The sequence below is a fragment of the Stenotrophomonas sp. AB1(2024) genome, assembly GCF_037482345.1.
Lineage (GTDB): Bacteria > Pseudomonadota > Gammaproteobacteria > Xanthomonadales > Xanthomonadaceae > Stenotrophomonas.
Window position 1 is genome coordinate 1,346,089 of the sequence record NZ_JBBHKO020000001.1, and the last position, 25,986, is coordinate 1,372,074.

At 65.9% G+C, this 25,986-nt stretch carries 25 protein-coding genes and 1 pseudogene; 14 read left to right on the plus strand and 12 right to left on the minus strand.

What is annotated here, in order from left to right; translation table 11 throughout:
• The first annotated feature begins 60 nt into the window (after nt 1-60).
• From WIX41_RS06375 to WIX41_RS06390, 4 genes are all read left to right on the plus strand, one after another.
• A complete protein-coding gene (locus tag WIX41_RS06375; RefSeq protein WP_339446261.1) occupies nt 61-1,539 on the plus strand; it encodes a leucyl aminopeptidase in 1,479 nt (492 codons plus the stop codon).
• 77 nt (nt 1,540-1,616) lie between these two features.
• Entirely contained in the window at nt 1,617-2,042 is a 426-nt protein-coding gene (locus tag WIX41_RS06380; protein ID WP_068849130.1) for a DNA polymerase III subunit chi, read from the plus strand.
• A gap of 73 nt (nt 2,043-2,115) precedes the next feature.
• Nucleotides 2,116-4,899: a valine--tRNA ligase gene (locus tag WIX41_RS06385; protein ID WP_339446262.1), complete on the plus strand. Its 2,784-nt coding sequence runs from the start codon at nt 2,116-2,118 to the stop codon at nt 4,897-4,899.
• A 157-nt stretch (nt 4,900-5,056) separates the two neighbouring features.
• A protein-coding gene (locus tag WIX41_RS06390; RefSeq protein ID WP_409187300.1) for an IS3 family transposase occupies nt 5,057-6,405 on the plus strand; the annotation gives its coding sequence in 2 pieces (ribosomal slippage) (nt 5,057-5,513 and nt 5,513-6,405; 1,350 coding nt in all).
• Between the two features lie 96 nt (nt 6,406-6,501).
• Here the strand turns inward: WIX41_RS06390 and rimI are convergent.
• Genes rimI through pssA form a run of 3 tightly spaced genes read right to left on the minus strand, consistent with a single transcriptional unit; the run spans nt 6,502 to nt 8,272 of the window.
• Nucleotides 6,502-6,999: a ribosomal protein S18-alanine N-acetyltransferase gene (rimI, locus tag WIX41_RS06395; RefSeq protein ID WP_339446263.1), complete on the minus strand. Its 498-nt coding sequence runs from the start codon at nt 6,997-6,999 to the stop codon at nt 6,502-6,504.
• Nucleotides 6,996-7,496 carry a hypothetical protein gene (locus WIX41_RS06400; protein ID WP_339446264.1) on the minus strand — a complete coding sequence of 167 codons (501 nt, stop codon included), beginning with the start codon at nt 7,494-7,496 and terminating at the stop codon, nt 6,996-6,998. Before WIX41_RS06400 ends, rimI begins: the two co-directional genes overlap by 4 nt.
• Nucleotides 7,493-8,272, minus strand: coding sequence for a CDP-diacylglycerol--serine O-phosphatidyltransferase (gene pssA, locus WIX41_RS06405; protein WP_409187336.1), 780 nt, complete (start codon nt 8,270-8,272; stop codon nt 7,493-7,495). The genes WIX41_RS06400 and pssA overlap by 4 nt, the downstream gene beginning before the upstream one ends.
• A 101-nt stretch (nt 8,273-8,373) precedes the next feature.
• Between pssA and WIX41_RS06410 the strand changes: the two genes are divergently transcribed.
• From WIX41_RS06410 to WIX41_RS06420, 3 genes and pseudogenes are all read left to right on the plus strand, one after another.
• Complete coding sequence (locus WIX41_RS06410; protein ID WP_339446266.1) at nt 8,374-8,754, plus strand: DUF4124 domain-containing protein; 381 nt, start codon at nt 8,374-8,376, stop codon at nt 8,752-8,754.
• A gap of 146 nt (nt 8,755-8,900) precedes the next feature.
• On the plus strand, nt 8,901-10,592 hold the full coding sequence (locus WIX41_RS06415; protein ID WP_339446267.1) for a proline--tRNA ligase: 1,692 nt from the start codon (nt 8,901-8,903) through the stop codon (nt 10,590-10,592).
• A gap of 155 nt (nt 10,593-10,747) precedes the next feature.
• Nucleotides 10,748-11,119: pseudogene (locus WIX41_RS06420) on the plus strand (H-NS histone family protein); the annotation flags it as partial.
• Nucleotides 11,120-11,344: 225 nt separating this feature from the next.
• Here WIX41_RS06420 and WIX41_RS06425 read toward each other — a convergent pair.
• Complete coding sequence (locus WIX41_RS06425; protein ID WP_339446269.1) at nt 11,345-12,604, minus strand: threonine/serine ThrE exporter family protein; 1,260 nt, start codon at nt 12,602-12,604, stop codon at nt 11,345-11,347.
• 104 nt (nt 12,605-12,708) lie between these two features.
• Between WIX41_RS06425 and WIX41_RS06430 the strand changes: the two genes are divergently transcribed.
• From WIX41_RS06430 to WIX41_RS06445, 4 genes are read left to right on the plus strand one after another with little or no spacing between them, the layout of a single operon-like run.
• Complete coding sequence (locus WIX41_RS06430) at nt 12,709-13,821, plus strand: ABC transporter permease (RefSeq protein WP_339446270.1); 1,113 nt, start codon at nt 12,709-12,711, stop codon at nt 13,819-13,821.
• The gene (locus WIX41_RS06435) at nt 13,821-14,651 is read left to right on the plus strand and encodes an ABC transporter ATP-binding protein (RefSeq protein ID WP_339446271.1); all 831 of its coding nucleotides are present in this window, start codon (nt 13,821-13,823) and stop codon (nt 14,649-14,651) included. Before WIX41_RS06430 ends, WIX41_RS06435 begins: the two co-directional genes overlap by 1 nt.
• Before the next feature lie 3 nt (nt 14,652-14,654).
• Nucleotides 14,655-15,581, plus strand: a complete 927-nt coding sequence (locus WIX41_RS06440; protein WP_339446272.1) for an MlaD family protein — start codon at nt 14,655-14,657, stop codon at nt 15,579-15,581.
• A complete protein-coding gene (locus WIX41_RS06445) occupies nt 15,578-16,237 on the plus strand; it encodes an ABC-type transport auxiliary lipoprotein family protein (RefSeq protein WP_339446273.1) in 660 nt (219 codons plus the stop codon). Before WIX41_RS06440 ends, WIX41_RS06445 begins: the two co-directional genes overlap by 4 nt.
• Before the next feature lie 58 nt (nt 16,238-16,295).
• Here the strand turns inward: WIX41_RS06445 and WIX41_RS06450 are convergent, their stop codons facing one another.
• Nucleotides 16,296-16,880, minus strand: a complete 585-nt coding sequence (locus tag WIX41_RS06450) for an alpha-ketoglutarate-dependent dioxygenase AlkB family protein (RefSeq protein ID WP_339446274.1) — start codon at nt 16,878-16,880, stop codon at nt 16,296-16,298.
• Nucleotides 16,881-17,095: 215 nt separating this feature from the next.
• Here WIX41_RS06450 and WIX41_RS06455 point away from each other — a divergent pair, with 215 nt between their 5' ends.
• A complete protein-coding gene (locus WIX41_RS06455) occupies nt 17,096-18,055 on the plus strand; it encodes a UDP-glucuronic acid decarboxylase family protein (RefSeq protein ID WP_339446275.1) in 960 nt (319 codons plus the stop codon).
• A 54-nt stretch (nt 18,056-18,109) separates the two neighbouring features.
• Here the strand turns inward: WIX41_RS06455 and WIX41_RS06460 are convergent, their stop codons facing one another.
• The 7 genes from WIX41_RS06460 to WIX41_RS06490 all read right to left on the minus strand — a co-directional run bounded on the left by WIX41_RS06460 (nt 18,110) and on the right by WIX41_RS06490 (nt 23,092).
• Nucleotides 18,110-18,706 (minus strand): hypothetical protein, encoded by a 597-nt coding sequence (locus tag WIX41_RS06460; protein ID WP_339446276.1) that lies wholly within the window; start codon nt 18,704-18,706, stop codon nt 18,110-18,112.
• Entirely contained in the window at nt 18,703-19,095 is a 393-nt protein-coding gene (locus WIX41_RS06465; protein WP_339446277.1) for a GtrA family protein, read from the minus strand. Before WIX41_RS06465 ends, WIX41_RS06460 begins: the two co-directional genes overlap by 4 nt.
• Nucleotides 19,079-20,041 (minus strand): glycosyltransferase, encoded by a 963-nt coding sequence (locus WIX41_RS06470; protein ID WP_339446278.1) that lies wholly within the window; start codon nt 20,039-20,041, stop codon nt 19,079-19,081. Before WIX41_RS06470 ends, WIX41_RS06465 begins: the two co-directional genes overlap by 17 nt.
• A complete protein-coding gene (locus WIX41_RS06475; protein WP_339446279.1) occupies nt 20,034-21,248 on the minus strand; it encodes a hypothetical protein in 1,215 nt (404 codons plus the stop codon). Before WIX41_RS06475 ends, WIX41_RS06470 begins: the two co-directional genes overlap by 8 nt.
• Nucleotides 21,226-21,642 carry a hypothetical protein gene (locus WIX41_RS06480; protein ID WP_339446280.1) on the minus strand — a complete coding sequence of 139 codons (417 nt, stop codon included), beginning with the start codon at nt 21,640-21,642 and terminating at the stop codon, nt 21,226-21,228. Before WIX41_RS06480 ends, WIX41_RS06475 begins: the two co-directional genes overlap by 23 nt.
• An 84-nt stretch (nt 21,643-21,726) precedes the next feature.
• Complete coding sequence (locus tag WIX41_RS06485) at nt 21,727-22,356, minus strand: CoA transferase subunit B (protein WP_339446281.1); 630 nt, start codon at nt 22,354-22,356, stop codon at nt 21,727-21,729.
• 1 nt (nt 22,357) lies between these two features.
• Nucleotides 22,358-23,092: a CoA transferase subunit A gene (locus WIX41_RS06490; RefSeq protein WP_339446282.1), complete on the minus strand. Its 735-nt coding sequence runs from the start codon at nt 23,090-23,092 to the stop codon at nt 22,358-22,360.
• A gap of 124 nt (nt 23,093-23,216) precedes the next feature.
• Here WIX41_RS06490 and WIX41_RS06495 point away from each other — a divergent pair, with 124 nt between their 5' ends.
• Nucleotides 23,217-24,566 (plus strand): phosphomannomutase CpsG, encoded by a 1,350-nt coding sequence (locus WIX41_RS06495; RefSeq protein WP_339446283.1) that lies wholly within the window; start codon nt 23,217-23,219, stop codon nt 24,564-24,566.
• 11 nt (nt 24,567-24,577) lie between these two features.
• On the plus strand, nt 24,578-25,981 hold the full coding sequence (locus WIX41_RS06500; RefSeq protein WP_339446284.1) for a mannose-1-phosphate guanylyltransferase/mannose-6-phosphate isomerase: 1,404 nt from the start codon (nt 24,578-24,580) through the stop codon (nt 25,979-25,981).
• Nucleotides 25,982-25,986 lie beyond the last annotated feature (5 nt).

A 25,986-nucleotide genomic window follows, 5' to 3' on the forward strand; every position in this document is an offset into this window, starting at 1 on the left:
GTCTACTGACGGGACGTAAACAGCTCGCGATTGTACGTATTTGCCAATGGAATCTGATCAATGGCCCTGGAATTCACCCTGAACCACGCAACCGCGGCCTCGGCCGAGGTCGATTGCGTCATCGTCGGCGCCTACGCCGACCAGACCCTGAGCCCGGCGGCACAGGCCTTGGACGCCGCTTCGGGCGGCCGTCTGACCGCCCTGGTCGCCCGCGGCGACGTCAGCGGCAAGACCGGCGCCACCACCCTGCTGCACGACCTGCCCGGCGTATCCGCCCCGCGCGTGCTGGTGGTCGGGCTGGGCGAGCCGGCCAAGTTCGGCGTGCCGCAGTACCTCAAGGCGGTGGGCGATGCCAGCCGCGCGCTGAAGAGCGGGGTCATCCGCCACGCGCTGTTCACCCTGGCCGAAATCGGGATCAAGGGCCGCGATGCCGCCTGGAACATCCGCCAGGCCGTGATCAGTGCCGATCACGCCGCCTATCGCTACACCGCCACCCTGGGCACGAAGAAGGCAGAGGCCCCGGGCCTGGCCACGCTGGCCATCGCCGGCACCGACGCCCAGGCGCTGACCCAGGGCCAGGCCATCGCAGCCGGCGTGCAGCACGCCCGCGAGCTGGGCAACCTGCCGCCGAACCTGTGCACCCCGGCCTACCTGGCCGAATCCTCGGTCGCCTTCGCCCAGGCCCATCCCGGCGCCGAAGCGGAGATTCTGGACGAGGCGCAGATGGAAGCGCTCGGCATGGGCTCGCTGCTGGCCGTGGCCCGTGGCTCGGCCAACCGCCCCCGTCTGGTGGTGCTGAAGTGGAACAACGGCGGCAGCGCCAAGCCCTATGTGCTGGTCGGCAAGGGCATCACCTTCGATACCGGCGGCGTCAACCTGAAGACCCAGGGCGGCATCGAAGAGATGAAGTACGACATGTGCGGTGGCGCCAACGTCATCGGCACCTTCGTCGCGGCGGTCACCGCCAGGCTGCCGCTGAACCTGGTGGTGGTGGTCCCGGCGGTGGAAAACGCCATCGACGGCAATGCCTACCGCCCGTCCGACGTGATCACCTCGATGTCGGGCAAGACCATCGAAGTGGGCAACACCGACGCCGAAGGCCGCCTGATCCTGTGCGACGCACTCACCTATGCACAGCGCTTCGAGCCGGCCGCACTGGTGGACGTGGCCACCCTGACCGGGGCCTGCATGGTGGCCCTGGGCCACCAGACCGCCGGCCTGATGACCAAGCACGACGACCTGGCCAACGAACTGCTGGCCGCCGGCGAACACGTGTTCGACCGCGCCTGGCGCCTGCCGCTGTGGGACGAGTACCAGCCGATGCTGGATTCCAGCTTCGCCGACGTCTACAACATCGGCGGCCGCTGGGCCGGCGCCATCACCGCCGGCTGCTTCCTGTCGCGCTTCACCGAAGGCCAGCGCTGGGCGCACCTGGACATCGCCGGCGTGGCCAGCGACGAAGGCAAGCGCGGCATGGCCACCGGCCGCCCGGTCGGCCTGCTGACCCAGTGGCTGCTCGACCAGGTTGCCCGCGCCTGATGCACCGCTCGACCGCGGCCCGCCGGCCGCGGTCCTGCCCGGCACCGCCCGGGCTCCTTTCCGTTTCAGGCCTGCCCATGTCCCGTGCTGATTTCTACCTGATCGCCAAGCCCCGCTTCCTGACCGAGCCGCTGCGCCTGGTCTGCGAGCTGGCCCGCAAGGCCAACGACGCCGGATTGTTCACCCTGGTGCTGGCGCGCGACCAGGCCCAGGCCGAGGAGCTGGACGAGCTGCTGTGGTCGTTCGACGACGATGCCTACATTCCGCACCAGATCGCCGGTGAAGACGTGGACGAGGAAGAGGCGCTGGTGCTGATCGCCGTACCCGGTACCGATGCCCCCTCGCGCCCGCTGGTGATCAACCTGCGCGACGACCCCTACCTGGGCGCCTGCGACCGGGTACTGGAAGTGGTGCCGGCCGACCCGGAAGCCCGCGAGCCGCTGCGCGAGCGCTGGCGCCAGTACAAGGCGCTGGATTTCGACCTGAACAAGTACGACATGTAAGCCCGTGCCGGCGCCCTTGATCGGGCTTGCCGGCGCCCCGATCCTTTACTGATTGCCTCCTGGTTGCCCCCGCATGACCCAACTTGCCTCCAGCTACGACCCCAAGACCTTCGAAACGGAGCTCTACGACTCCTGGGAGAAGGCCGGGCACTTCAAGCCGTCCGGCAAGGGCGAGCCGTACACCATCCTGCTGCCGCCGCCGAACGTGACCGGCACGCTGCACATGGGCCATGCCTTCCAGCAGACCCTGATGGACGCGCTGGTGCGCTACCACCGCATGCGCGGCTACGACACGTTGTGGCAGGTGGGTACCGACCACGCCGGCATCGCCACGGAAATGGTGGTGTCGCGCAACCTGGCGCTGGCCGGCAACGGCGAAAGCCGCGATTCGCTGGGCCGCGATGGCTTCATCGAAAAGGTGTGGGAATGGAAGGCGCAGTCGGGCGACATCATCGAGCGCCAGATGCGCCGCATGGGCACCTCCGCCGACTGGTCGCGCAGCACCTTCACCATGGACCCGCAGCCGTCCGAGGCGGTGGTCGAGGCGTTCCTGCGCTGGCATGAGCAGGGTCTGATCTACCGTGGCCAGCGCCTGGTCAACTGGGACCCGGTGCTGAAGACCGCCATTTCCGACCTGGAAGTGGAAAGCGTGGAGGAAGACGGTTTCATGTGGTCGATCAGCTACCCGCTGGCCGATGGCAGCGGCAGCCTGACCGTGGCCACCACCCGCCCGGAAACCATGCTGGGCGACACTGCGGTGATGGTGCACCCCGAAGACGAGCGCTATGCGCACCTGATCGGCAAGATGGTGAAACTGCCGCTGACCGATCGCGAGATCCCGGTGATCGCCGACGATTACGTCGACCGCGAGTTCGGCACCGGCGTGGTCAAGGTCACCCCGGCGCACGACTTCAACGATTACCAGGTCGGTCTGCGCCACAACCTGCCGATGATCAACCTGTTCACCCCGGTGGCGGCGATCAACGACAACGCACCGGAAAAGTACCGTGGGCTGGATCGCTACGAAGCGCGCAAGGTGGTGCTGGCCGAGCTGGAAGCGCTGGGCATCCTGGTCGAGACCAAGGCGCACAAGCTGCAGGTGCCGCGCGGCGACCGTACCGGCCAGGTGATCGAGCCTTACCTGACCGACCAGTGGTTCGTGAAGATGGACGTGCTGGCCAAGCGCGGCCTGGAGCTGGTCGAAGGTACTGATGGAAAGCCGGGCTCGATCCAGTTCGTGCCGGCCAATTGGATCAACACCTACCGCCACTGGATGGAAAACATCCAGGACTGGTGCATCAGCCGCCAGCTGTGGTGGGGCCACCGCATTCCGGCGTGGTTCGACCAAGCCGGCACCTGCTACGTCGGCCGCGACGAAGCCGATGCGCGCGCGCGCGCCAACCTCGGCGACGATGTCGTGCTGCGCCAGGACAGCGACGTGCTGGAAACCTGGTTCTCCTCGCAGCTGTGGCCGTTCTCCACCCTGGGCTGGCCGAACGAGCAGGCCATGGCCGAGCGTGGTTTCGAGCGCTACCTGCCGTCGTCGGTGCTGATCACCGGCTTTGACATCATCTTCTTCTGGGTGGCCCGCATGATCATGGCCACCGACAGCTTCACCGGGAAGATCCCGTTCAAGGACGTCTACATCACCGGCCTGATCCGCGATGCGCAGGGCCAGAAGATGTCCAAGTCCAAGGGCAACGTGCTGGACCCGCTGGACATCATCGACGGTATTTCCATCGACGACCTGGTCGCCAAGCGCACCACCGGGCTGATGAAACCCAAGGACGCGCCGAAGATCGAAAAGGCCACCCGCAGGGATTTCCCGGAGGGCATCATCGCCCACGGTGCCGACGCGCTGCGCTTCACCATCGCCGCGCTGGCCACCCACGGCCGCGACATCAAGTTCGACATGAGCCGTGCCGAAGGCTACAAGAACTTCTGCAACAAGCTGTGGAACGCCAGCCGTTTCACCCTGATGAACACCGAGGGTGCGCAGTTCAACGGCGTGCCGCAGCCGCGCACCGATGCCGAACGCTGGATTCTGGCGCGACTGGCGGCGGTGTCGGCCGAGGCGCAGACCCACTACGCCAACTACCGCTTCGACCTGCTGGCGCAGGCGCTGTACGAGTTCGCCTGGAACGAATTCTGCGACTGGTTCCTGGAGTTGACCAAGCCGGCGCTCAACGGCGACAACGCCGAGGACGCGGCCAGCACCCGCCACACCCTGCTCTACGTGTTGGAAGCACTGCTGCGCCTGCTGCACCCGCTCACCCCGTTCGTGACCGAGCAGCTGTGGCGCCAGGTCGCCCCGCGCCTGGGCATCGACGGTGACACCATCTCACTGCGCGCCTATCCGACCGCCGACGAATTCGCAGGTGATTACCGGCGTGCCGAAGCCGACGTGGAATGGCTGAAATCGATGGTCAGCGCGCTGCGCCGCGTGCGCAGCGAACTGAACGTGCCGCCGGCCAAGCAGGTGGGCCTGCTGCTGCAGGGTGGCAGCGAGGAAGACCGCAACCGCGTGGCCCGCTTCACCTCGTCGCTGTCGTTCCTGCTCAAGCTGGAGCGCATCGAGTGGCTGGCGGTCGACGCCGAAACGCCGCCGGCCGCCACCGCGATCGTGGGCGAGCTGAAGTTGCTGGTGCCGCTGGAAGGCCTGGTCGACCTGGGTGCCGAACGTGCGCGGTTGGACAAGGAAATCGCGCGGGTGGAGGCGGAGAAGGAAAAGAGCGCCACCAAGTTGTCGAAGTTCACCGACAAGGTGCCGGCGGCGGTGATCGACCAGGAGCGCGTGCGCCTGGTCGACTGGACCGCGCAGCTGGAAGGGCTGGTCGCGCAGCGCGCGAAGCTGTAACGGGATGGAACGTGGCGACCAACGGTCGCCACCTACCGGGGTTCGCAGCCACGCAGGGCGTGGCTCTACCGGGGCATGCGGATGGGGCGGGCGTAGAGCCACGCCTTTGAACTGACCCCCAGAAGTTGGACACCCATCCAGCCTCTGGGATTTGTTCATGATCCGATACGACAGACGTTTCAAGCTCAAGGTCGCCCGGGAGGGCGCCGCAAGCACCCTCCCGGCAAGTGCACTTGCTGGCCGATATGGCCTGGACCGAACCATGGTCCATCGCTGGATTGAGACCTATCGCCAGCACGGCCAAGAAAGCTTCGTGGGGCTTCGAGGACGACGCTACTCCCCCAAATTCAAGGTTTCTGTTCTCAAGCGGATGGAACGGGATGGCCTGTCGGTCAGGCAGGCGATGGTCAAGTTCGGGATAGGCAGTGCAACTGCGATCAAGAGGTGGCGAGCTCAGTATGATTTGGGGGGTATGAGCGCCTTGGCCCCTGTTCGAGATCAACCCCGAATGAAAAAGAAGCCTGCCGTTCCCAAGCGACCTGAAGACATGACCCCAAAGGAATTGCTCAAGGAGCTGGAGTACCTGCGCGCGGAGAACGCGTTCCTAAAAAAATACGATGCCTTGATCCGGGAAGAGCAGGCGACCGAGCGCGCACAACAGCGCAAGCCGTCCAAGGATTGAGGCATGAGCATCAGCTGTCGCTTCTGCTCAAGGCGGCAACTCTTTCGCGCAGTACGTTCTACTACCAGGTGCAAGTCGCCGAGCGCCCTGATGGGAATGCGAAGCTCAAGCGCGAGATAAAAACCATCTATCACCGCCATGAAGGTCGGTATGGATATCGGCGTATTGCTGAGGCGCTCCGGACAACAGGCAAACAGATAAACCGCAAGGTAGTGCAGCGCTTGATGAGGCTGATGGGCCTGAAATCCATCGTGCGCGTAAAGAAATATCGGTCCTATCGCGGATCGGTGGGCACGGTCGCGCCTAACCATCTGGATCGCAACTTCCAAGCATCGCAGCCCAACCAGAAATGGGTCACTGACGTCACTGAATTCAACGTAGGCGGCAAAAGGCTCTATCTATCGCCGATCATGGATCTATTCAATGCGGAAATTGTGGCCTATCAGATCAGCACAAGTCCCAAGCTGGAAATGATCAAGAACATGCTGGGAAAAGCCTTCCGAAAGCTGGAACCTGGGGAAGCACCCCTGCTGCACTCCGATCAGGGCTGGCAATACCAACACCCTACCTATCAGCGTCTGCTGGCAGACCGGAACATCTCGCAAAGCATGTCCCGCAAGGGCAACTGCTTCGATAACGCTGCGATGGAGAGCTTTTTCGGCACGCTGAAGGAGGAATGCTTTCGCCTCAAAAGCTTCGCCAGCGTGGACGAGCTGAAGCGCGGACTAGATGGCTATATCCGGTACTACAATCACACACGCATCAAGCTGGGCCTGAATGGCATGAGTCCGGTTCAGTACCGGACCCAAGCTTCCGTGCCCTAGCCCCACCTGTCCAGCATCTGGGGGTCAGTTCACTTGCGTGGCTGCCCCGGGGCGATGCGGATAGGGCGCGTAGAGCCACGCCCTGCGTGGCTGCCCCTACAACGGCGGCATCGTCTGGATGTCGTCGTCGACCAGTTCGATCGCCATCACCAGCGCGTCCTCGCGGCCCTCGCGGGCCGGGTAATAGCGCGGGCGGCGGCCGATCTCGTTGAAACCTTCGCTGTGGTACAGCGCCACCGCAGGCGTGTTGGACGGCCGCACTTCCAGGAACACCCGCTGCGCCCCATGCTCGCGCGCCAGCTTCACCAGCGCGCGGAACAGCATGCGGCCCAGGCCCCGGGTCTGGCACGCCGGATCCACGCAGACATTGAGCACATGCGCCTCATCGGCGGCGATGCTCAATACGCCATAGCCAACCAGCACGCCATCGTCTTCCAGTGCCAGCGCCGGATACCCGGCGCGCAGGCAATCGACGAAGATGCCGCGCGTCCACGGAAACGGATACCCGCGCAGTTCGATCTCCATCACTGCATCCAAGTCGCTTTCGCGCAACGCGCGCAGCGACATCGGGCGCGGCGAGCTGACCGCGCTCACCCGCGGCCCCGCTTGCGCAGTGCCCTCAGCTGCGGCCACAGCGCGCGCTTGGCGGCGGCATTGCCACGCAGTTCGTCCAGTTTCCAGGCGGCCATCAGCGCTTGGGTTTCAGGATCGTTCGGGTTGCAGCCGGATGCACGCAGCAGGGCGATCTGCAGCGGCGGCGGCATGCGGACCGCCGGGCGGCGGGTGCCGGCACGGGTGGGCGCAGGCGCGGCAGTATCTTCGGCCGTGGGGGCGTTGCGGCGCGACGGCGCGGACGGCCGTAGAGCCGGGCTCTGCCCGGCTTCCCGTAGCGCCGGGGCCAAGCCCCCATCCAGCCGGTCAGCGTCGGCACCCGGCCGGGCAGAGCCCGGCGCTACGGGTATCGCGCCCAGTTCGACCACCGCCTTCGGCGCCGCTTCCACGCTGCCGTCCACGAACACCGTGTAGCCCATCGCCTGCAGCCAGGACTGCTGCGCCGGGGTCCACAGTGGCGGGGCAGCCGGGGTGCTCACGCGCCCGGCTCGGCCGTCTTGCGGGTGCGCTGCCACAGCCAGCTGACCGGCCCGGACAGCGCGTAGACCACGCCTATCGCCAACAGCACGCGCGGCAGGTCGATGACCATGATCGCAATGGCGATGGGCACCAGCGCCAGCGCCAGGAACGGCACGCGGTCGGCACGCGGGCCTTTCTCGCCGCTGCCCTTGAAGCTCCAGAAACGGATCCGGCTGACCATCAGCAGCGCCGCCACCAGGGTCACGCCCAGCGCCAGGTAACGCAGTTCATTGCCATCCCAGCCCAGCGTGCCGTCGGCGAAGGCCCATACGAAGGACATCATCAACCCGGCCGCGGCCGGGCTGGCCAGGCCGATGAACCAGCGCTTGTCGACCACGCTGACCTGGGTGTTGAAGCGGGCCAGGCGCAGCGCGGCGCAGGCGGCATACAGGAACGCCACCGCCCAACCGACCCGGCCGAGGATGGGATCGTCGAACTTCAGCCACGACAGCGACCAGTGGTACATCACCAGCGCCGGCGCCATGCCGAAGCTGACCAGGTCGGCCAGCGAGTCGTACTGCACGCCGAATTCGCTGCTGGTGCCGGTCAGGCGCGCCACGCGGCCATCCAGCCCGTCCATCACCGCAGCCACGAATACGGCAATGGCGGCGTTGACGAAATCGCCGTTGGCCGCGGCGATGATCGCGTAGAACCCGGCAAACAGGCCGGCGGTGGTGAACAGGTTGGGCAGCAGGTAAATGCTGCGCGAGCGCGGCGGGGGTTTCATCTGATCCATGCCGGCCAGTTTAGTGGCTGCGGCCCGGTTTGGGGGGAGGCTTGCCAGCGCCGGGCGGGAATGCTGCAATCGCGCCTCTGTCCCCCGTGCCTGGAGTTGCCATGCGTGCCCTGCCCCTCATGTGCTGCCTGCTGCTGCTCGCCAGCGCTTCGGCCAGTGCTGGAACCGTCTACAAGTGGAAGGACGCCAACGGCGTGACCCAGTACTCGGAAAAGCCCCCCACCGGCCAGCAGGCCGAACAGCGCCAGATCCAGAACCGCGATCCTGCCGGCGGCGGCGCGGTTGCCAAGGCCGCTCCGGCCGAATCGGCCGACTGCACCACCGCCCGCAACAACCTGGCCCTGCTCAACGGCAAGGGCGCAGTGCTGCAGGACACCGATGGCGATGGCAAGCCCGACTCCCCGCTGGACGACGCCCAGCGCCAGAGCCAGAAGGGGTTGGCTGAAGCCGGCATCACGGCCTATTGCAAGCCGGCGGCCTGACCACCCGAAGGGGTCCGGACGCCGGGGGAACGGCTCGAATGTCACACGACTGACGTCGTGTGCTACCGCCCGGCCCCAATCGACCGTTGGTCGATTGGGGCCGGGCTGGCAGAATATTGCCTCCCAGCCGTTCAGCGAAGCCGACGATGCGCCTCTCCCAGTTCCATCTGCGTACCACCAAGGAAACCCCCAGCGACGCCGAGCTCACCAGCCACCGGCTGATGCTGCGTGCGGGCATGATCCGCAAGCTTGCCTCGGGGCTTTACATCTGGTCGCCGCTGGGCCTGCGCGTGCTGCGCAAGGTCGAGCGCATCGTGCGCGAGGAAATGGAGCGCGCCGGCGCGGTGGAGTTCCAGGTGCCGACCATCCAGCCCAAGGAACTGTGGGAAGCCACCGGGCGCTGGGAAAAGTTCGGCCCGCAGTTGCTGAAGATCAAGGACCGCAAGGAGCAGGTGTTCTGCTACAGCCCCACCGCTGAAGAGGCCGCGGCCGATTTCGCACGCCAGGAGCTGTCCAGCTACAAGCAGCTGCCGGTCAACTTCTTCCAGATCCAGACCAAATTCCGCGATGAGATCCGCCCGCGCTTCGGCGTGATGCGCGCGCGCGAGTTCCTGATGAAGGATGCGTATTCGTTCCACCTGGACGACGATTGTCTGGTACGCGAGTACGAGAACATGAAGGCCGCCTACGCCCGCGTCTTCACCCGCCTGGGCCTGGATTTCCGTATGGTGCAGGCCGATTCCGGCGCCATCGGCGGCGATGCCTCGCAGGAATTCCACGTCATCGCCGACTCGGGCGAAGACGCGCTGGTGTTCTCCACCGGGTCGGATTACGCAGCCAACATGGAAGCGGCAGTCGCCGCTGCACCGGGCCCGCGTCCGGCCGCCGGCGAAGCGCTGCGCAAGGTGGAAACGCCGACCCAGAAGACCTGCGAGGCGGTGGCCGCCCTGCTCGGCCTGGGCCTGGAGCGCACGGTCAAGTCGATCGCGATCATGAGCGAAGGCGGCTTCGTGCTGGCGCTGGTGCGTGGCGACCATGACGTCAACGAGATCAAGCTGGGCAAGGTCGACGGCCTGCAGGGCTACCGCATGGCCGGTGAGGCAGAAATCGCCACGCACCTGGGCAGCGAACCGGGCTTCCTGGGCCCGCTCAACCCGGCCAAGCCGATCCGCATCGTGGCCGATCGCGACGTTGCTGCGCTGGCCGACTTTGTCATCGGCGCCAACGAAGCCGGTTTCCATATTGCCGGCGTCAACTGGGGCCGTGACCTGCCCGAGCCGGAAGTGGCCGATATCCGCAATGCGAAGGAAGGCGACCGTGCGGCCGACGGTGGCGAGCTGCGCGTGGCGCGCGGTATCGAAGTGGGGCACGTGTTCCAGCTCGGCCGCCAGTATGCGCAGGCATTGAATGCCACGGTATTGGACGAAAACGGCAAGGCCGCAGTAATGGCGATGGGCTGCTACGGCATCGGTATCTCGCGCATCGTGGCTGCAGCCATTGAGCAGAACCATGATGACGCCGGCATTATCTGGCCCGATGCGATGGCGCCATGGCAGGTGGTGGTGTGCGTGATCAACCCGAAACAGGACGAAGGCGTGGCTACCGCCGCCGCCGAACTGCTGGCCCAGCTGCAGGCCGCTGGCCTGGATGCCGCGCTGGATGACCGCGGCCTGCGCCCGGGCTCGATGTTCGCCGACATGGAACTGATCGGCGTACCGCACCGGGTGGTGGTGTCCGAACGTGGCCTGGCCGCCGGTACGTACGAGTACCGCGCGCGCACGGCCAGCGAGGCGGAGAGCCTGGACCGCGACGCACTGCTGGCCAGGCTGAGCAGATGATGACAGTGCCGGATGAAATACCCCGGCAATTTATTGTACCGATTCCATTGATTATTTCTTCGCGCTGTGCATTCTCCAAATGAGAATGTATGCTGTTGGCGATGCCACGGACTGGCTCAACCCCGTCCTTCTATTTTTAGATTCCGGAGCAGTTGATGAGTATTGACCTGAGTGGTTTGTCCGCCAAAGAGCTGGGCGCCCTGATCAAGAACGCCAAGAAGCAGCAGACCATCGTTGCCAAGCGCCCGGCCATCACCAAGGTCCGCGCACAGCTGACCAAGCTGGCCAAGGCAAACGGATACACCCTGGAAGAAGTGGCGGGCGTTGCCGCTTCCACCCGCGGCCGCACCAGCAAGGCCAGCAAGGCCGCCCCGGCCAAGGCCGTGCGCAAGCTCGGCAAGGTGGCCCCCAAGTACCGCAACCCGGCCAACCCGAAGGAAACCTGGACCGGCCGCGGCAAGCAGCCGCGCTGGCTGGCCGCCCACACCACCAAGGGCAAGAAGCTGGAAGATTTCCTGATCAAGAAGTAAGCGATGCGCAACAGACGCAGGAAAATGAAACGCCGGCCAAGATGGCCGGCGTTTTTTTTGGTACGGTAGCGCCGACCGTTGGTCGGCCCAGGCGGTGTTGGATGCGCAGGTCATGCACGGCGCATCGATATCGATTGTTTCAATGCGTTACCGTGTGTTGATAGGTTATCGGTTGTTTGGAAACCACCCCTACCGCCCGGGTTTGCCGAACGTCGCGTCAGCTCACAGATTCTTCCGCGCCGGCACCAGCAGGTTGCCGAACAGCAATCCCGCCACCAGCGCCATGACCACGTTGAGCACGGTCATCAACACGGTCTGGCCCGCGCTCATGTCCTGCTGCTGCACCAGGGTAAGCACGCCGCGCAGGCTGGTGCTGCCCGGCACCAGCATGATGATGCCGGGCAGGCGGATGATCGCGCCGGGGCGCTGCACGATGCGGCCAAACAGATTGCCCGCTGCAGTCATCACCATGGCCGACATGAAGATGCCCGCGGGCAATCCCCACGCCTGTCCCGCGAACTTCGAAATCGCATAGCCGGCCACCGAGGCCGCCATTACCCACGGGTAGTCGCGGCGGTTGGCCTTGAACAGCATCGCGAAGGCCAACGCGGCCACCAGCAGCGCGCTCCATTCCACCCAGTCCGCCTGCGGGCGCGATGCACGCACCAGCGGATCCAGGCCGAGGATGCCCGACAGCGTCACCGCGATCACCGCGCCTACCGTCAGTTTGAGGATGGTGGTGATCGCCCCGGCGAAACGCGCCGTGCCCGATACCCAGTGCTGGCTGGCCAGTTCGTTGACCGCGTTGGTCAGCGACATGCCCGGCAGCATCACCACCAGAGAAGCGATGATCACCGTGTTGAGGTTGAGCGCCCCCACGAACGAGGCCACCAGCGCCGCCACGGTGCCGGCCAGCAGGGCGGCCAGCGCTTCGCTGGCCTCGCGGCTTGCCGGACGCCGGTCCGTGATCAGCGTCATCAGCCCGATCAACAACCCGATCACCCCGGCCGTGGCGATATCCAGCCACGGCAGCTTCCACAGCCCGGCCACGCCGGCCGCGCCCAGGCTGTAAGACAGGATCATGCGGATCTTGCCGCGCCGGCCCGGGTCCTTGTCCAGTTGCCGCAGTGCGGTATGCCCCTGGGCGATACTCATCGTGCCATTGGAGACTGCCTCGGTGATCTGGTCGGCGATGCTGAGTTTATGCAGGTCGTTTTCGCCCGGCGCCAGCCGGATCACGCGCGTGATGTCCGACGAACCAATGGCCTTGGTCGGGTCGCTGAAGCTCAGGATCAGCCCGGTCGGGTTCGACCACGGCTCGCAGTCCAGGTCCAGCCGCTGCGACAGTGCGACCACCGCCGCCTCCAGCCGCTGGGCCGTGGTGCCGTAACTGTGCAGCCGTCCGGCGATCTCGGACACGAAAGCCACCCGCTGTGCGTAGGTGGCCGGAGGGGTGGCGATGGCGGGTGCGTCGGCAGACATGCGTCGTAGTATTACCCGAAGCCCGCCCCGGCTGAACAACCATGTCGTGGCGCGCTCACACTTGGCCCCCACGCAGACAGGTTATGCTGCGCGGAGGACGCCCCATGACGCCAGACCAAGCCCCCAAACTCGAACAGGATCCACAGGACCCCGGCCTCATCCGGTTGTCCGGCCAATGGACCTTGCGCACCGCGCTGGACGCGGCCGAAGTGCTGCGCGCGGCACCGGATAACGTCACCGGCATCGACGCCAGCGGTATCACCCAGCTCGATTCGGCCGGCGTGCTGCAGGTGCTTCGTGTGGCCCACCGCGCCGATCTGGGCGAGGATGCGCTGACCTTCCGCGACGACCACCGCGCGCTGGTGTGCACCATCGAAGAGGTGGCTGACGACCGTCCCAAGGCCAAGCGCGACTTCGGCGTGCTGGCCGCACTGGAGCGGCTCGGCCGCAGCGTGCACGCCACCGGCCACAACATCGTGGCGCTGGCCAGCTTCCTGGGCGAGAACCTGGTCAAGGCTGGGCGCCTGGTGCGCGAGCCGCGCCGTTTCCGTCTCACCGCGACCGTGCACCACATGGAGCAGGTCGGGCTGGACGCGGTGCCGCTGGTGGCGCTGCTGTCCTACCTGGTCGGCGCGGTGATCGCCTTCCTAGGTTCAACGATCCTGCGTGACTTCGGCGCGGAGATCTACGTGGTGGAACTGGTCAGCATCGCCTTCCTGCGCGAGTTCGCGGTGCTGCTCACCGCGATCGTGCTCGCCGGCCGCACCGCCAGCGCATTTACCGCGCAGATCGGGTCGATGAAGGCACGCGAGGAAATCGACGCCATCCAGACCCTGGGCCTGGACCCGGTCGACCTGCTGGTGCTGCCGCGCCTGATCGCGCTGCTGATCACGCTGCCATTGTTGACCTTCGTGGCGATGATCGCCGGCCTGGCCGGCGGCGTCACCGTGGGCGCGTTCGACCTGGATATTCCACCGCAGATGTACCTGGCGCGCCTGCACGACACCATCGAAGTGCGGCACATGCTGGTCGGCCTGTCCAAGGCGCCGATCTTTGCCGCCGTGATCGGCCTGATCGGCTGCCTGGAAGGGCTGAAGGTGGAAGGCACCGCGCAGTCGGTCGGCGAGCGCACCACCTCCAGCGTGGTGCAGACCATCTCGCTGGTGATCATCATCGACGCGTTCGCCGCGTTGTGGTTCATGCACATGGATTGGTGATGACGACCGTAGCCACCCTTGACGAGGACACCCGCACCGACCTGGCCGACGCCGCCGGGCTGGCCATCCGCGTGCGCGGACTGACCAACCGCTTTGGCAGCCAGACCGTGCATGAGGGCCTGGACCTGGACGTGCGCCGCGGCGAAATTCTCGGCGTGGTCGGCGGTTCGGGCACCGGCAAGTCGGTGCTGATGCGCAGCATCCTTGGCCTGCGCACCCCCGATGCCGGCCAGATCGAGGTGTTGGGCGTGGATGCACGCTCGGACAACCGTGCCGACCGCCTGCACATCGAGCGCAACACCGGCGTGCTGTTCCAGGATGGCGCGCTGTTCTCCTCGATGACCGTGGGCGAGAACGTGCAGGTGCCGCTGAAGGAACACCACGGCGAACTGCCGGAACGCTGGCATTACGAACTGGCCCTGCTCAAGGTGAAGCTGGCCGGCCTGCCGGCCGATGCGATCAACAAGCTGCCCTCGCAGCTGTCCGGCGGCATGCGCAAGCGCGCCGGCCTGGCCCGCGCGCTGGCACTGGACCCGCCGCTGCTGTTCCTGGACGAGCCCACCGCCGGACTGGACCCGATCGGCGCGGCCGCGTTCGACCGCCTGATCAAGACCCTGCAGGAAGCGCTGGGCCTGACCGTGCTGTTGATCACGCACGACCTGGATACGCTGTATGCGATCTGCGACCGGGTAGCGGTGCTGGCCGACCACAAGGTGATCGCCAACGCACCGCTGCACGAGATTGAACAACTGGAGCACCCGTGGATCCAGGAGTATTTCCACGGACCGCGTGCGCGTGCCGCACGCGCCGCAAAGCAGAAGAGCGAGTAAGCCATGGAAACCAAAGCCAATTACGTACTGATCGGCGCATTCACCCTGATTGTGGGGCTGGCCTTGCTGGCCTTCGGGTTGTGGGCGGCCAAGTACTCCTCCGATCGCACCTGGACCGAATACCGGGTGGTGTTCCGCGAAGCCGTCACCGGCCTGTCGGTGGGCAGCCCGGTGCAGTACAACGGCATCGCGGTCGGTTCGATCACCGAACTGAACCTGGTGCCGGATGACCCGCGCCAGGTGGTGGCGCGGATCCGCCTGAATTCCAACACGCCGGTCAAGACCGATACCCGCGCCAAGCTGGCCATCACCAGCCTGACCGGGCCGTCGATCATCCAGCTCAGCGGTGGCACCCCGCAGGCGCAGGCACTGAGCGCAGTGAACAAGGACCCCGCCCCGATCATCCCGACCACGCCTTCGGCGCTGCAGAACATCACCGACGTGGCCAACCGCATCGTTGAGCGCATGGACCAGGTGCTCAGCGACCGCAACGTGGCCAGCATCAACGCCACCCTGGCCAACCTGGAAACCATCAGCGGCGGCCTGGCCGACCGCGACCAGGGCACCCAGGCGCTGCTGCTCAGTGCGCGCGATGCCGCGCGCAGCCTGGATGTGACGCTCAAGACCACCAACGGCACCATCGAACGGCTGGACAAGAACCTGGTGCAGCAGCTGCCGCCGATCCTGGACAAACTGGAAACCACCCTGACCAAGCTCGATTCGGCTGCCGGCAGTGCCGATTCGATCCTGGGCGAGAACCGCGCAGCCATCAACAGCTTTGCCAACGATGGGCTGGCCCAGCTTGGCCCGACGCTGACCGAACTGCGCGGGCTGATCCGCGACCTGCGCCGGGTCAGCGACCGCTTGGACAACAACCCGGCCCGCTATCTGCTCGGCCGCGACGCGCCGAAGGAGTTCGAACCCAAATGAGCCGCTTCCCTCTCCTGCCTGCCTCCCTGCCCCGCCTGCTGCTGCCGGCCGGCCTGATGATCGCCCTGGGTGCGTGTTCGCTGCTGGGCAGCAACGAACGCAGTGCGGTCACCATTTACTCGCCGGTGGTGCGCATCCAGCCTGATGCGGCGTGGCCGAAGGTCGACTGGCAGCTGGTGCTGGTCAAGTCCACCGCCGCGCGCGTGGTCGACAGCCCGCGCATCAACGTGCGCCCCCACCCCGGCGAGCTGGAGGTTTACAAGGGCGTGAGCTGGGCGCAGCCGGCCACCGACATGGTGGACGATGCGCTGGTGCGTGCGTTCGAGGATTCCGGCCGCATTGCCGGCGTTGCCCGCGCCACCACCGGCATCCGCGCCGACTACAAGCTGGCGCTGGATGTGCGCCGCTTTGAATCCGACTACCGCGGCCAGGCCACGCCGACCGCGCTGATCGAGATCAACGCCAAGCTGATCCATGTGGTCGACCAGCGCGTGGTGGCCGACCGTACGTTCCGCCAGGAACAGCCGGTGCCGAGTACCAGCACCGCCGATGTGGCGCAGGCGTTCGAGCAGGGCCTGCAGGCAGTGACCACCGAGCTGGTGGGCTGGACGTTGACCACCGGGCAGGCCGACAGCCAGACGCCGTCCCGGCGGTAGAGCCACGCCCTGCGTGGCTGAACGGATCCGACACCGCGAAGCCACGCAGCGCGTGGCTCTACGCCCGGTCTCCTATCCAGCGGAAGGTCAGGTTGATGCGCTCGGCCAGCGGCCGGGCACTTTTCGGCAATGCGTGCTGGTAGAAGGTCTGGGTGCGCCCGCCCATCAGCAGCAGATCGCCGTGGCCGAGGGTGACTTCGGCCTTGCGTGCATGGTCGTCGCGCCGGCGCAGCAGGAAGCGGCGTGCAGCGCCCAGGCTCAGTGATGCGATCAACGGCGTCGGCCCCAGTTCTGATTCGTTGTCGCTGTGCCAGCCCATGCCGTCGTCGTTGTCGCGGTAGCAGTTGAGCAGCACGCTGTTGAAATCCTGCCCGCAGAATTCAGCCAGCGCAGCGCGAAGCGGCCGTAATGCCGGGTGCCAGGCGTGCGGCACGAAATCGGTGCCCGAGTAGCGGTAACGTGCTGCAGGATCGCCCATCCAGCAGCTCAGGCGAGGCGAATCCACCTGCCTGCCGAACATCTGGATCTTATGCACTTCCCACGGTACCTCGCCGCGCAGCTGGCGCTGCAGCGCGTCGGCCGCGTCAGTGGCCAGCCAGTGGCGATGCCAGTGCACCGACGCATCGGGGAGGTGGAGATCCATGGTGGAACGCTAGCATGGCGGTGAATTGCCCGCATGCGCCCGTCGGGCGCCTTCCCACGCCGTGTGGCCAGATCAACGCTGGCGCGGCAGCCCATCCCTATGCCGGGCGCACCTGACCCGCCTACAATCGCCCTTTCCCCCCAGCATGATCAGCGGCATGCCCGGTTCCTGCGCTCGCCGACCGGACCACGCCGCCTACAGGCAGAGAACCCGCAATGAGAAGTCATGACAGCAGCAAGCGCATCCTGGTCACCGGTGGTGCCGGGTTCCTCGGCTCGCACCTGATCGAGCGCCTGCTCGAGCAGGGCCACGAAGTGGTCTGCGCGGACAACCTGTTCACCGGCAGCAAGCGCAACATCGCGCACCTGCTGTCCAACCCGAACTTCGAGTTCCTGCGCCATGACGTGACCTTCCCGCTGTACATCGAGGTCGACCAGATCTGGAACCTGGCCTGCCCGGCCTCGCCGATCCACTACAGCCATGACCCGGTGCAGACCACCAAGACCTCGGTGCATGGGGCGATCAATCTGCTGGGGTTGGCCAAGCGGCTGGACTGCCGGATCTTCCAGGCCTCCACCAGCGAAGTCTACGGCGACCCGAGCGTGCACCCGCAGCGCGAGGAGTACTGGGGCAACGTCAACCCGATCGGGCCGCGTTCGTGCTACGACGAGGGCAAGCGCTGCGCCGAGACGCTGTTCTTCGACTACCACCGCCAGCATGGGCTGGACATCAAGGTGGCGCGCATCTTCAACACGTATGGCCCGCGCATGCACCCCAATGATGGGCGTGTGGTGTCCAACTTCATCGTGCAGGCGTTGCGCGGCGAGAACATCACCATTTACGGCGAGGGCCAGCAGACGCGTTCGTTCTGCTATGTGGACGATCTGATTGAAGGCTTCATCCGCATGATGGCCACCGACAAGGATTTCACCGGGCCGTGCAACCTGGGCAACCCGGCCGAGCTGACCATTCGCGAACTGGCCGAAACAGTGATTGCGTTGACCAATTCGGGGTCGAAGCTGGTGTTCAAGCCGCTGCCGCAGGATGACCCGATGCAGCGCCAGCCGGATATCACGTTGGCGAAGAGCCGCTTGGGCGGGTGGGAACCGCAGGTGAAGCTGGAGGATGGGTTGCGGCGGACTATTGCGTATTTCAATGGGTTGTTGAGCGCCTGAGAGCGCGCTTCGTTCTGGGGTCATGCGTTCCCGGGTGATGCGGCCCGCCTTGCTTCACCGGCACTGGTAGGTGACGTCCTGGCGGCTGTGGCGGAACGGGTCGGTGAGGTCGTCTGAGTACTTGCCCAGCAGCAGGCGCTGTTTGGGCAGGAAGTGCTGGCGGTAGAAGCGGCTCATGGCCGCGACCCGGCGGCCCTTGTCGGTGAGCAGCACGCAGCCATGCTCGATGCGGACGGTGCCCGAGCTTTCCTGCTCGGTCAGCCGTACGTCAACCAGCCGGTGTTCCACCATGTATTCCTGCGTGAACACGTCCTGGAAGGCGTCCTGGCGGATGCCGCCACCACGCTGGTCCAGCTTTTCCAGGATGTAGAACGACAGCGAACGGTCGATCACGGTCGGCACTGAAATCGCGAAGGCGTAGCCCCCCAGCAGCCACACCGCTACCAGCAGTACTTTTTCCGCCAGGGTGAAGCGGCGCAGCGCGGGCACCAGCAGCAACAGGCTGGTGACTACGGCGGCCAGCAGCGCATCGCCGATCGCCGCGTAGAACACCACGTCCACGCTGAAGAAACGCACATGCAGGAAATGGATGCCCAGCAACAGCACCACGTAGACGGCGGTAAGCAGCAGTGCGTTGCGCAGGGTTTTCATGGTTTGAATACCAACAGGCGGTTACCCAGGAACGAAAGGATGAACTGGATGATGCTGATCAGCACGAAGCCCACGCGGTAATCGAACTTCAGCAGGTCCGACCATAACGCCATCAACCCGCCGTTAACCAGCGCAATGACGGCATACAGCAATACGAACCGCCACAGCTGGCCACTGGCGCGCGCCTGGGTAGCGGCGAACACGAAGAAGCGATTGCCCAGGAAGGACGCCACGATGGCCACCGCCGCCGCCAGCAGGTTGGCCACGCCTTTGGAGGGCACATGCACCACCTCCACCAGCAGGGTCAACACCGCGAAGTGCACGCCGGTCGCCACCAGTCCATTGATGACATAACGCAGCAGCTGGCGGATATCAGCGCTGCGCGACATCGGCGGATACCGCGGTGACACCGGCGAGGTATTCGCGGTAGGCACCCGGCTTCTGGATGGTGCCGCGGACGATGCCACTGAGCATCAGCGTCATCAGGGTAAGCGTGCCGGTCTGCAGGAACACCAGGAACAGGACCCCGAGCGCCATCGAGAACCAGCCCGGCGTGGCGTAGCCAGCCAGCTTGAGCAGGGTGGCCACCACGGCCAGCACGATCGATGCCGAGGAGACCAGTACGCACATCAGGCCCACCCGTACCAGGACATCCTCGGCAAACACCATCAGCGCGCGGAACCCATGCAGGGTCAGCCCCACGAAATTCATCTTGCTCTGCCCGGCGTAGCGCGGCCCACGGTCGATCGAGCACACCGCCAGGCGCAGCTTGCTGGCGATGAGGCCTGCGGCCACATGGGTCCAGACCTCGTGCATCGCGTTGAGCCGGTGCAGCGCACTGACCTTGATCGCCATGAAGTTGCCGAAGCTGATGGTGCGCCCGGTGAGCAGCTGGAAGATGAATTTGTAGACGACATAGAAGGTGCGGAAGCGCAGGGTTTCCACCCGGCTCCTGCGCCGCGCCACCGCCACGTCGACGTTCTCGTCGCGGGCTGCGTCCAGCAGTTCGGCAATGGTTTCCGGCAGGTCCTCGCCGTCGGAGTCCATCACGATGACCCGCTGCGCGTCGGGCAGGTTCTCTTCGACATAGCCGAGGCCGACCGCGATTGCCTTCTGATGGCCGACATTGCGGCGCAGTTTCAGCACCACGCCGCTGACCCCCGAGCCGGACAGCTGGAACGGCTGCACCGGTTCGCGGATCGAACCGTCGTCCACCGCCACCACGAAGACGCGGTCGCCATACAGGCGCGCCAGCTCGGCGAACAACCGGGTCGAGGCCACGTGGTCCTCGTAGACCGGCGTCACCACCACGAACGACTCACTGGACTCAAGCATGCTGTTCTCCTGCCGTATTGCGCGATCCAGCCGATCTCCACTGGTCCAGCAGCACCAGCACTGCGTACATCAACAGCAACTGCACCGGCAGCGCAACGCGGCGGGCACTGGTGGCCAGGTGCCATTCCAGGTCATGCGGGGTGCTCAGGTACACCGCGAACAGCACGCCCAGGTAGGCCACGGCGACCAGCAGCGCGGCGCGTGCGGCGGGCGTGCGCCAAGTCCGCGTCCACAGGCCCAACAGCAGCACCAGGGGTATCCATGCGTCGCTGCGCAGCAGGGCCTTCAGGATCAGCGCGCTCTGCGAGAGGTCGGGCAGGCGCGCCAACAACTGGCCCTTCAGATCGCTCTGCGCCAGGTCGTTGCCCAGGTGCGCGCCGGCCACGGACAGCTTCCATGCCAGCAGCGGCAGCATCGAAAGCGCGAACGCGGCCACCAGGCCCCACGGCATGCGGCGGTCGCGCAGCACGCCGGTCGCCACCGCGAAGACGGCCACCAGGATCGCCAGCACGGCGCCTTCGTTCTTGATCAGGGTCAGCACGGCGGAAAGCGCCGCATAGGCCGCCAGGTTGAACCACGCAGTGCGGTTGTCCTGCCGGCGCGGCTGGGTCGCCATGGCAAGCGCGGCGACCGCGTAGACGGCCAGAAAGCCGTCCATGTACCCGTCAACCAGATACCGTCCGCCCACCTTCACCACCACCACCGCCACCAGACCGGCCGCCCACCACGTACGCAGGCTGCGCGCGATCAGCAGCAGGGGCGGCAACAGCAGCAGTGTGGCGGCCGCCTTGGGAAAGATCTCGTTCCAGTGGCCGACCAGCTTGGCCGCCGTGGCCGACCACAGCGGCATCAGCGAGGGATAGTCGTTGTGGCTGAAGACGGCGTAGTCGTCCAGCTGGGTGTAGAGCGACCCCTCGAGGTAGATCCGCTTGGCATGGAACAGCCAGATCGAGCGCGGATCCCATTCGTCGGTGGGGCTGCCCAGCGCGAAGACCAGCAGCACGGCGACGATGCCGATCATCCACGCCGTACGGCCGTCGCGCAGCGCCAGCAGCGACCACGCCGCGCAGCCGAGCACGGCGATGAAGGCAAGCTGCGTGGGCAGCCCTATCCAGCCAAACGCGGCGAAGGCGTAGCAGAGGAGTACGCCGACCAGCATGCCCAGCGCGGCACGCGCGCCGGCATCAGGGGCAGTCAACGAGAACAATGCGCTCACTCCTTGCGATGTCGGTGCAGTGATCCGGCACAGCTGCGGTGGTCCTGAAAAGCATGAGGCCGTTTTCGGCCCACACGACACGGCGGGGGTACAGCCCATCCCACAGCCGCTCACGCACCAGCGGGTCCTCCCACAGGCTCCGGTCCAGCGCGATAGGCCGGCGGCCCGGGTCATGGCGGGCGAGCAATTCGCGGGCTTCGACCACTTCGACAGGTACCGATTGCGTCCAGCCGGCGTCTGCAACGAACGCCTGGCCGAGCAGCGATCGGTCGAACTCGATGTCCTTGGCGATGCCACGCAGACCCGCCAACAGCGCCGCCCCGATCACCAGACCGGCCAGCCAGCGTTGCAGAACGGGGTGGTTACCCTTCCCGGGTTTGATCACGGCAGCCTTCCAGATTCACCAACACCAAACCGAAAAGTCTAGCATTCCGCCGGCGCCCGGACCCGGGCGCCAACCGCACCAGGCTCAGCTACGGAAGCGGACGCCGGTCTTTTCCGCCAGCTCGTCCATGCCCACACCCGGTGCCGCTTCCACCAGCACCAGCCCGTCTTCGGCCACGTCGAACACCGCCAGATCGGTAATGATGCGATCGACCACGCCCACGCCGGTCAGCGGCAGGCTGCACTCGGGCAGAATCTTGTGCTCGCCGTTCTTGGCGGTGTGCTCCATCAGCACCACCACACGCTGCACCCCAGCCACCAGATCCATCGCACCGCCCATGCCCTTGACCATCTTGCCCGGCACCATCCAGTTGGCCAGATCGCCCTTGTCGGTGACCTGCATCGCGCCGAGGATGGCCAGGTTGACGTGACCGCCGCGGATCATCGCGAAGCTGTCGTGACTGCCAAAATAGCTGGCACCCTTGCGCGCGGTGACCGTCTGCTTGCCGGCGTTGATCAGATCAGCGTCCACTTCGGCTTCGGTCGGGAACGGGCCGATGCCGAGCAGGCCGTTTTCCGACTGCAGCCAGACATCCACGCCCTCAGGAATATGGTTGGCCACCAGGGTAGGCAGGCCGATACCCAGGTTCACGTACGCGCCGTCGGTCAGCTCGCGGGCGGCGCGTTGCGCCATTTCGTCGCGGGTCCATGCCATGTCAGTTGCCCTCCGCACGTACGGTGCGCTGTTCAATGCGTTTTTCAGGGGTGGGGTTGTGCACGATGCGGTGCACGTAGATGCCCGGCAGGTGGACCTGATCCGGGTCGATGCTGCCGACCGGCACCACTTCCTCGACCTCGACCACGCACAACTTGCCCGCCATCGCGCAGGCCGGGTTGAAGTTGCGTGCGGTCTTGCGGAACACCAGGTTGCCGGCCTCGTCGGCCTTCCATGCCTTGACCAGCGCCACGTCGGCGCGCAGCGCGGTTTCCATCACGTAGTGCTTGCCATCGAATTCGCGGGTTTCCTTGCCCTCGGCCACCACCGTGCCGTAGCCGGTAGCGGTGAAGAAGGCCGGAATGCCGGCACCGCCGGCACGCAGGCGCTCGGCCAGGGTGCCCTGCGGGTTGAACTCCAGCTGCAGCTCGCCGGCCAGGTACTGGCGTTCAAATTCCTTGTTCTCGCCCACATAGGACGAAATCATCTTGCTGATCTGCCGCGTTTCCAGCAGCTGACCAAGACCGAACCCGTCCACGCCCGCATTGTTGGAGATCACCGTCAGGCCCTTGACCCCGATATCGCGCAACGCGGCGATCAACGCCTCGGGAATGCCGCACAGGCCGAAGCCGCCGACCGCGAGGGTCTGGCCGTCGGCCACCGCACCCTGCAGCGCCTCGGCGGCGCTGGCGTAGCGCTTGCCGCGCTTGCCGCCGTTGTCTGGGGACTTGCTCATCTACGCCCTCACCTCGTTGATGTAAGGGCCCATTGTAGCCATTGTCGGGAATCCCCCCGGCTGAAAACGATTCCCATACAAGACAGCAGCTAAACTTAACTACTGACTTTGGAAAGGACCAGCGATGACCCTCCCCGCATTCAAGGCATACGACATCCGCGGCCGCGTGCCGGACGAGCTGAACGAAGAGCTGGCGCGCCGGATCGGCGTGGCCCTGGCTGCCCAGCTGGAGCCGGGCACGGTGGTGGTGGGTCATGACGTGCGCCTGACCAGCCCCGCCCTGCAGGATGCGCTGGCCGCCGGCCTGCGCGGAGCCGGTCGCGAGGTGCTGGACATCGGCCTGTGCGGCACCGAAGAGGTCTACTTCCAGGTTGACCATCTGAAGGCGGCTGGCGGGGTGATGGTCACGGCCAGCCACAATCCGATGGATTACAACGGCATGAAGCTGGTCAAGCAGCAGGCCCGGCCGATCAGCTCGGACACCGGCCTGTTCGCGATTTCCGACGCGGTCGAGGCCGACACTGCACCTGCCGTGGCGCCCAAGGCGGGCATCGAATCGCATACCGACAAGGGCGCCTATATCGAGCACCTGCTCAGCTACGTGGACCGCGCCGCGCTCAAGCCGCTGAAGCTGGTGGTCAACGCGGGCAACGGCGGCGCCGGCACCATCGTCGACCTGCTGGCCCCGCACCTGCCGTTCCAGTTCATCCGCATCGCGCACGAACCCGATGGCAGCTTCCCCAACGGCATTCCCAACCCGCTGCTGCCGGAAAACCGGGCGCTGACCGCACAGGCCGTGCGCGAACATGGCGCGGACTTCGGCATTGCCTGGGACGGCGACTTCGACCGCTGCTTCTTCTTCGACCATTCCGGCCGCTTCATCGAAGGCTATTACCTGGTCGGCCTGCTCGCCCAGGCGATCCTGGCCCGCCAGCCGGGCGGCAAGATCGTGCACGACCCGCGCCTGCTCTGGAACACCATCGAGATGGTGGAAGAAGCCGGCGGCGAAGCGGTGCTGTGCAAGAGCGGGCACGCCTTCATCAAGGAAAAGATGCGCAGCGAGAACGCCGTGTATGGCGGCGAAATGAGCGCGCACCATTATTTCCGCGAGTTCGCCTATGCCGACTCGGGCATGATTCCGTGGTTGCTCATCGCCGCACTGGTATCCGAATCCGGGCGTTCGCTGGCCGACCTGGTGGAAGCGCGCATGCAGAAGTTCCCGTGCAGCGGCGAGATCAACTTCAAGGTCACCGATGCCAAAGCCGCCGTTGCCCGCGTGATGGAGCACTACGCCGCGCAATCGCCGGTGCTGGACCATACCGACGGGATCAGCGCCGATTTTGGCCAGTGGCGCTTCAACCTGCGCAGCTCCAACACCGAGCCGCTGCTGCGGCTGAACGTGGAAGCGCGTGGCGATGCCGCGCTGCTGCAGCAGCGTACCGATGAAATTTCCCAGTTGCTCAAGGCATCCTGAGGCATGGCCCGATGAACGACATCCTTCCGGTAATCCTGTCTGGCGGCTCCGGCACACGGCTGTGGCCGCTGTCGCGCGAAGCCTATCCCAAGCAGTTCCTGGCGCTGGCCGGCGAGCAGACCATGCTGCAGGCCACCTGGCAGCGCGTGGCACCCATCGCAGGACGCGCACCGCTAGTGGTAGCCAACGAGGAGCACCGCTTCGTCGCCGCCGAGCAGCTGCAGCAGTTGGATGTGCAGCCGCAGGCCATCCTGCTGGAACCGGTCGGGCGCAATACCGCGCCGGCGATCGCGGTGGCCGCGCTCGAAGCCACGCTGGAAGATGGCGACCCGGTGCTGCTGGTGTTGCCGTCGGACCACGTGATTGCCGATGAAGCCGCCTTCCGTGCGGCCGTGATGCGTGCATTGCCTGCCGCACAGGACGGAAAGCTGGTCACCTTCGGCATCGTGCCCACGGGCCCGGAAACCGGCTACGGCTACATCAAGGCGTCTTCCGGCGATGCAGTGCGCGCGGTGGATCGCTTTGTCGAGAAACCGGATGCCGACACTGCCCTGCAGTACGTGCAATCCGGCGAGTACTTCTGGAACAGCGGCATGTTCCTGTTCAAAGCCTCCCGCTACCTGGCCGAGCTGGAACGCTTCCAGCCGGCCATGCTGGCCGCCAGCCGCAACGCCTGGCAGCTGGCACGCCGCGACACCGACTTCACCCGTCTGGACAAGGAGGCCTTCGCGGCCGTGCCGGCCGATTCCATCGACTACGCGGTGATGGAAAAGACCGCCGATGCCGTGGTGGTGCCGCTGGATGCGGGCTGGAACGACGTCGGTTCGTGGACCGCGCTGCGCGATGTGTCGGAACAGGATGCCGATGGCAACGCCCATCATGGCGATGTCATCGCCATCGACTGCCGCAATACGTATGCCTACGGCGAGCGCCTGATCGCGCTGGTCGGCCTGGATGACGTGATCGTGGTGGAGACCGATGATGCGGTGATGGTGGGCCGCAGCGACCGCATGCAGGAGATCAAGCAGGTGGTGGCACGGCTCAAGGCCGACGAACGGCCCGAAGCGACCTGGCACCGCAAGGTGTACCGCCCGTGGGGCGCCTACGACTCGATCGACAGCGGCGATCGTTTCCAGGTCAAGCGGATCACGGTCAAGCCCGGCGGCACGCTGAGCCTGCAGATGCACCACCACCGCGCCGAACACTGGGTGGTGGTCAGCGGCACCGCCGAGGTCACCCGCGGTGATGAGGTGATCCTGCTGGGCGAGAACCAGAGCACCTACATTCCCCTGGGCGTGACCCACCGGCTGCGCAACCCGGGCAAGCTGCCGTTGGAACTGATCGAAGTGCAGTCGGGCAGCTACCTCGGCGAGGATGACATCGTGCGCTTCGAAGACACCTACGGGCGCAGCTGAGCCGC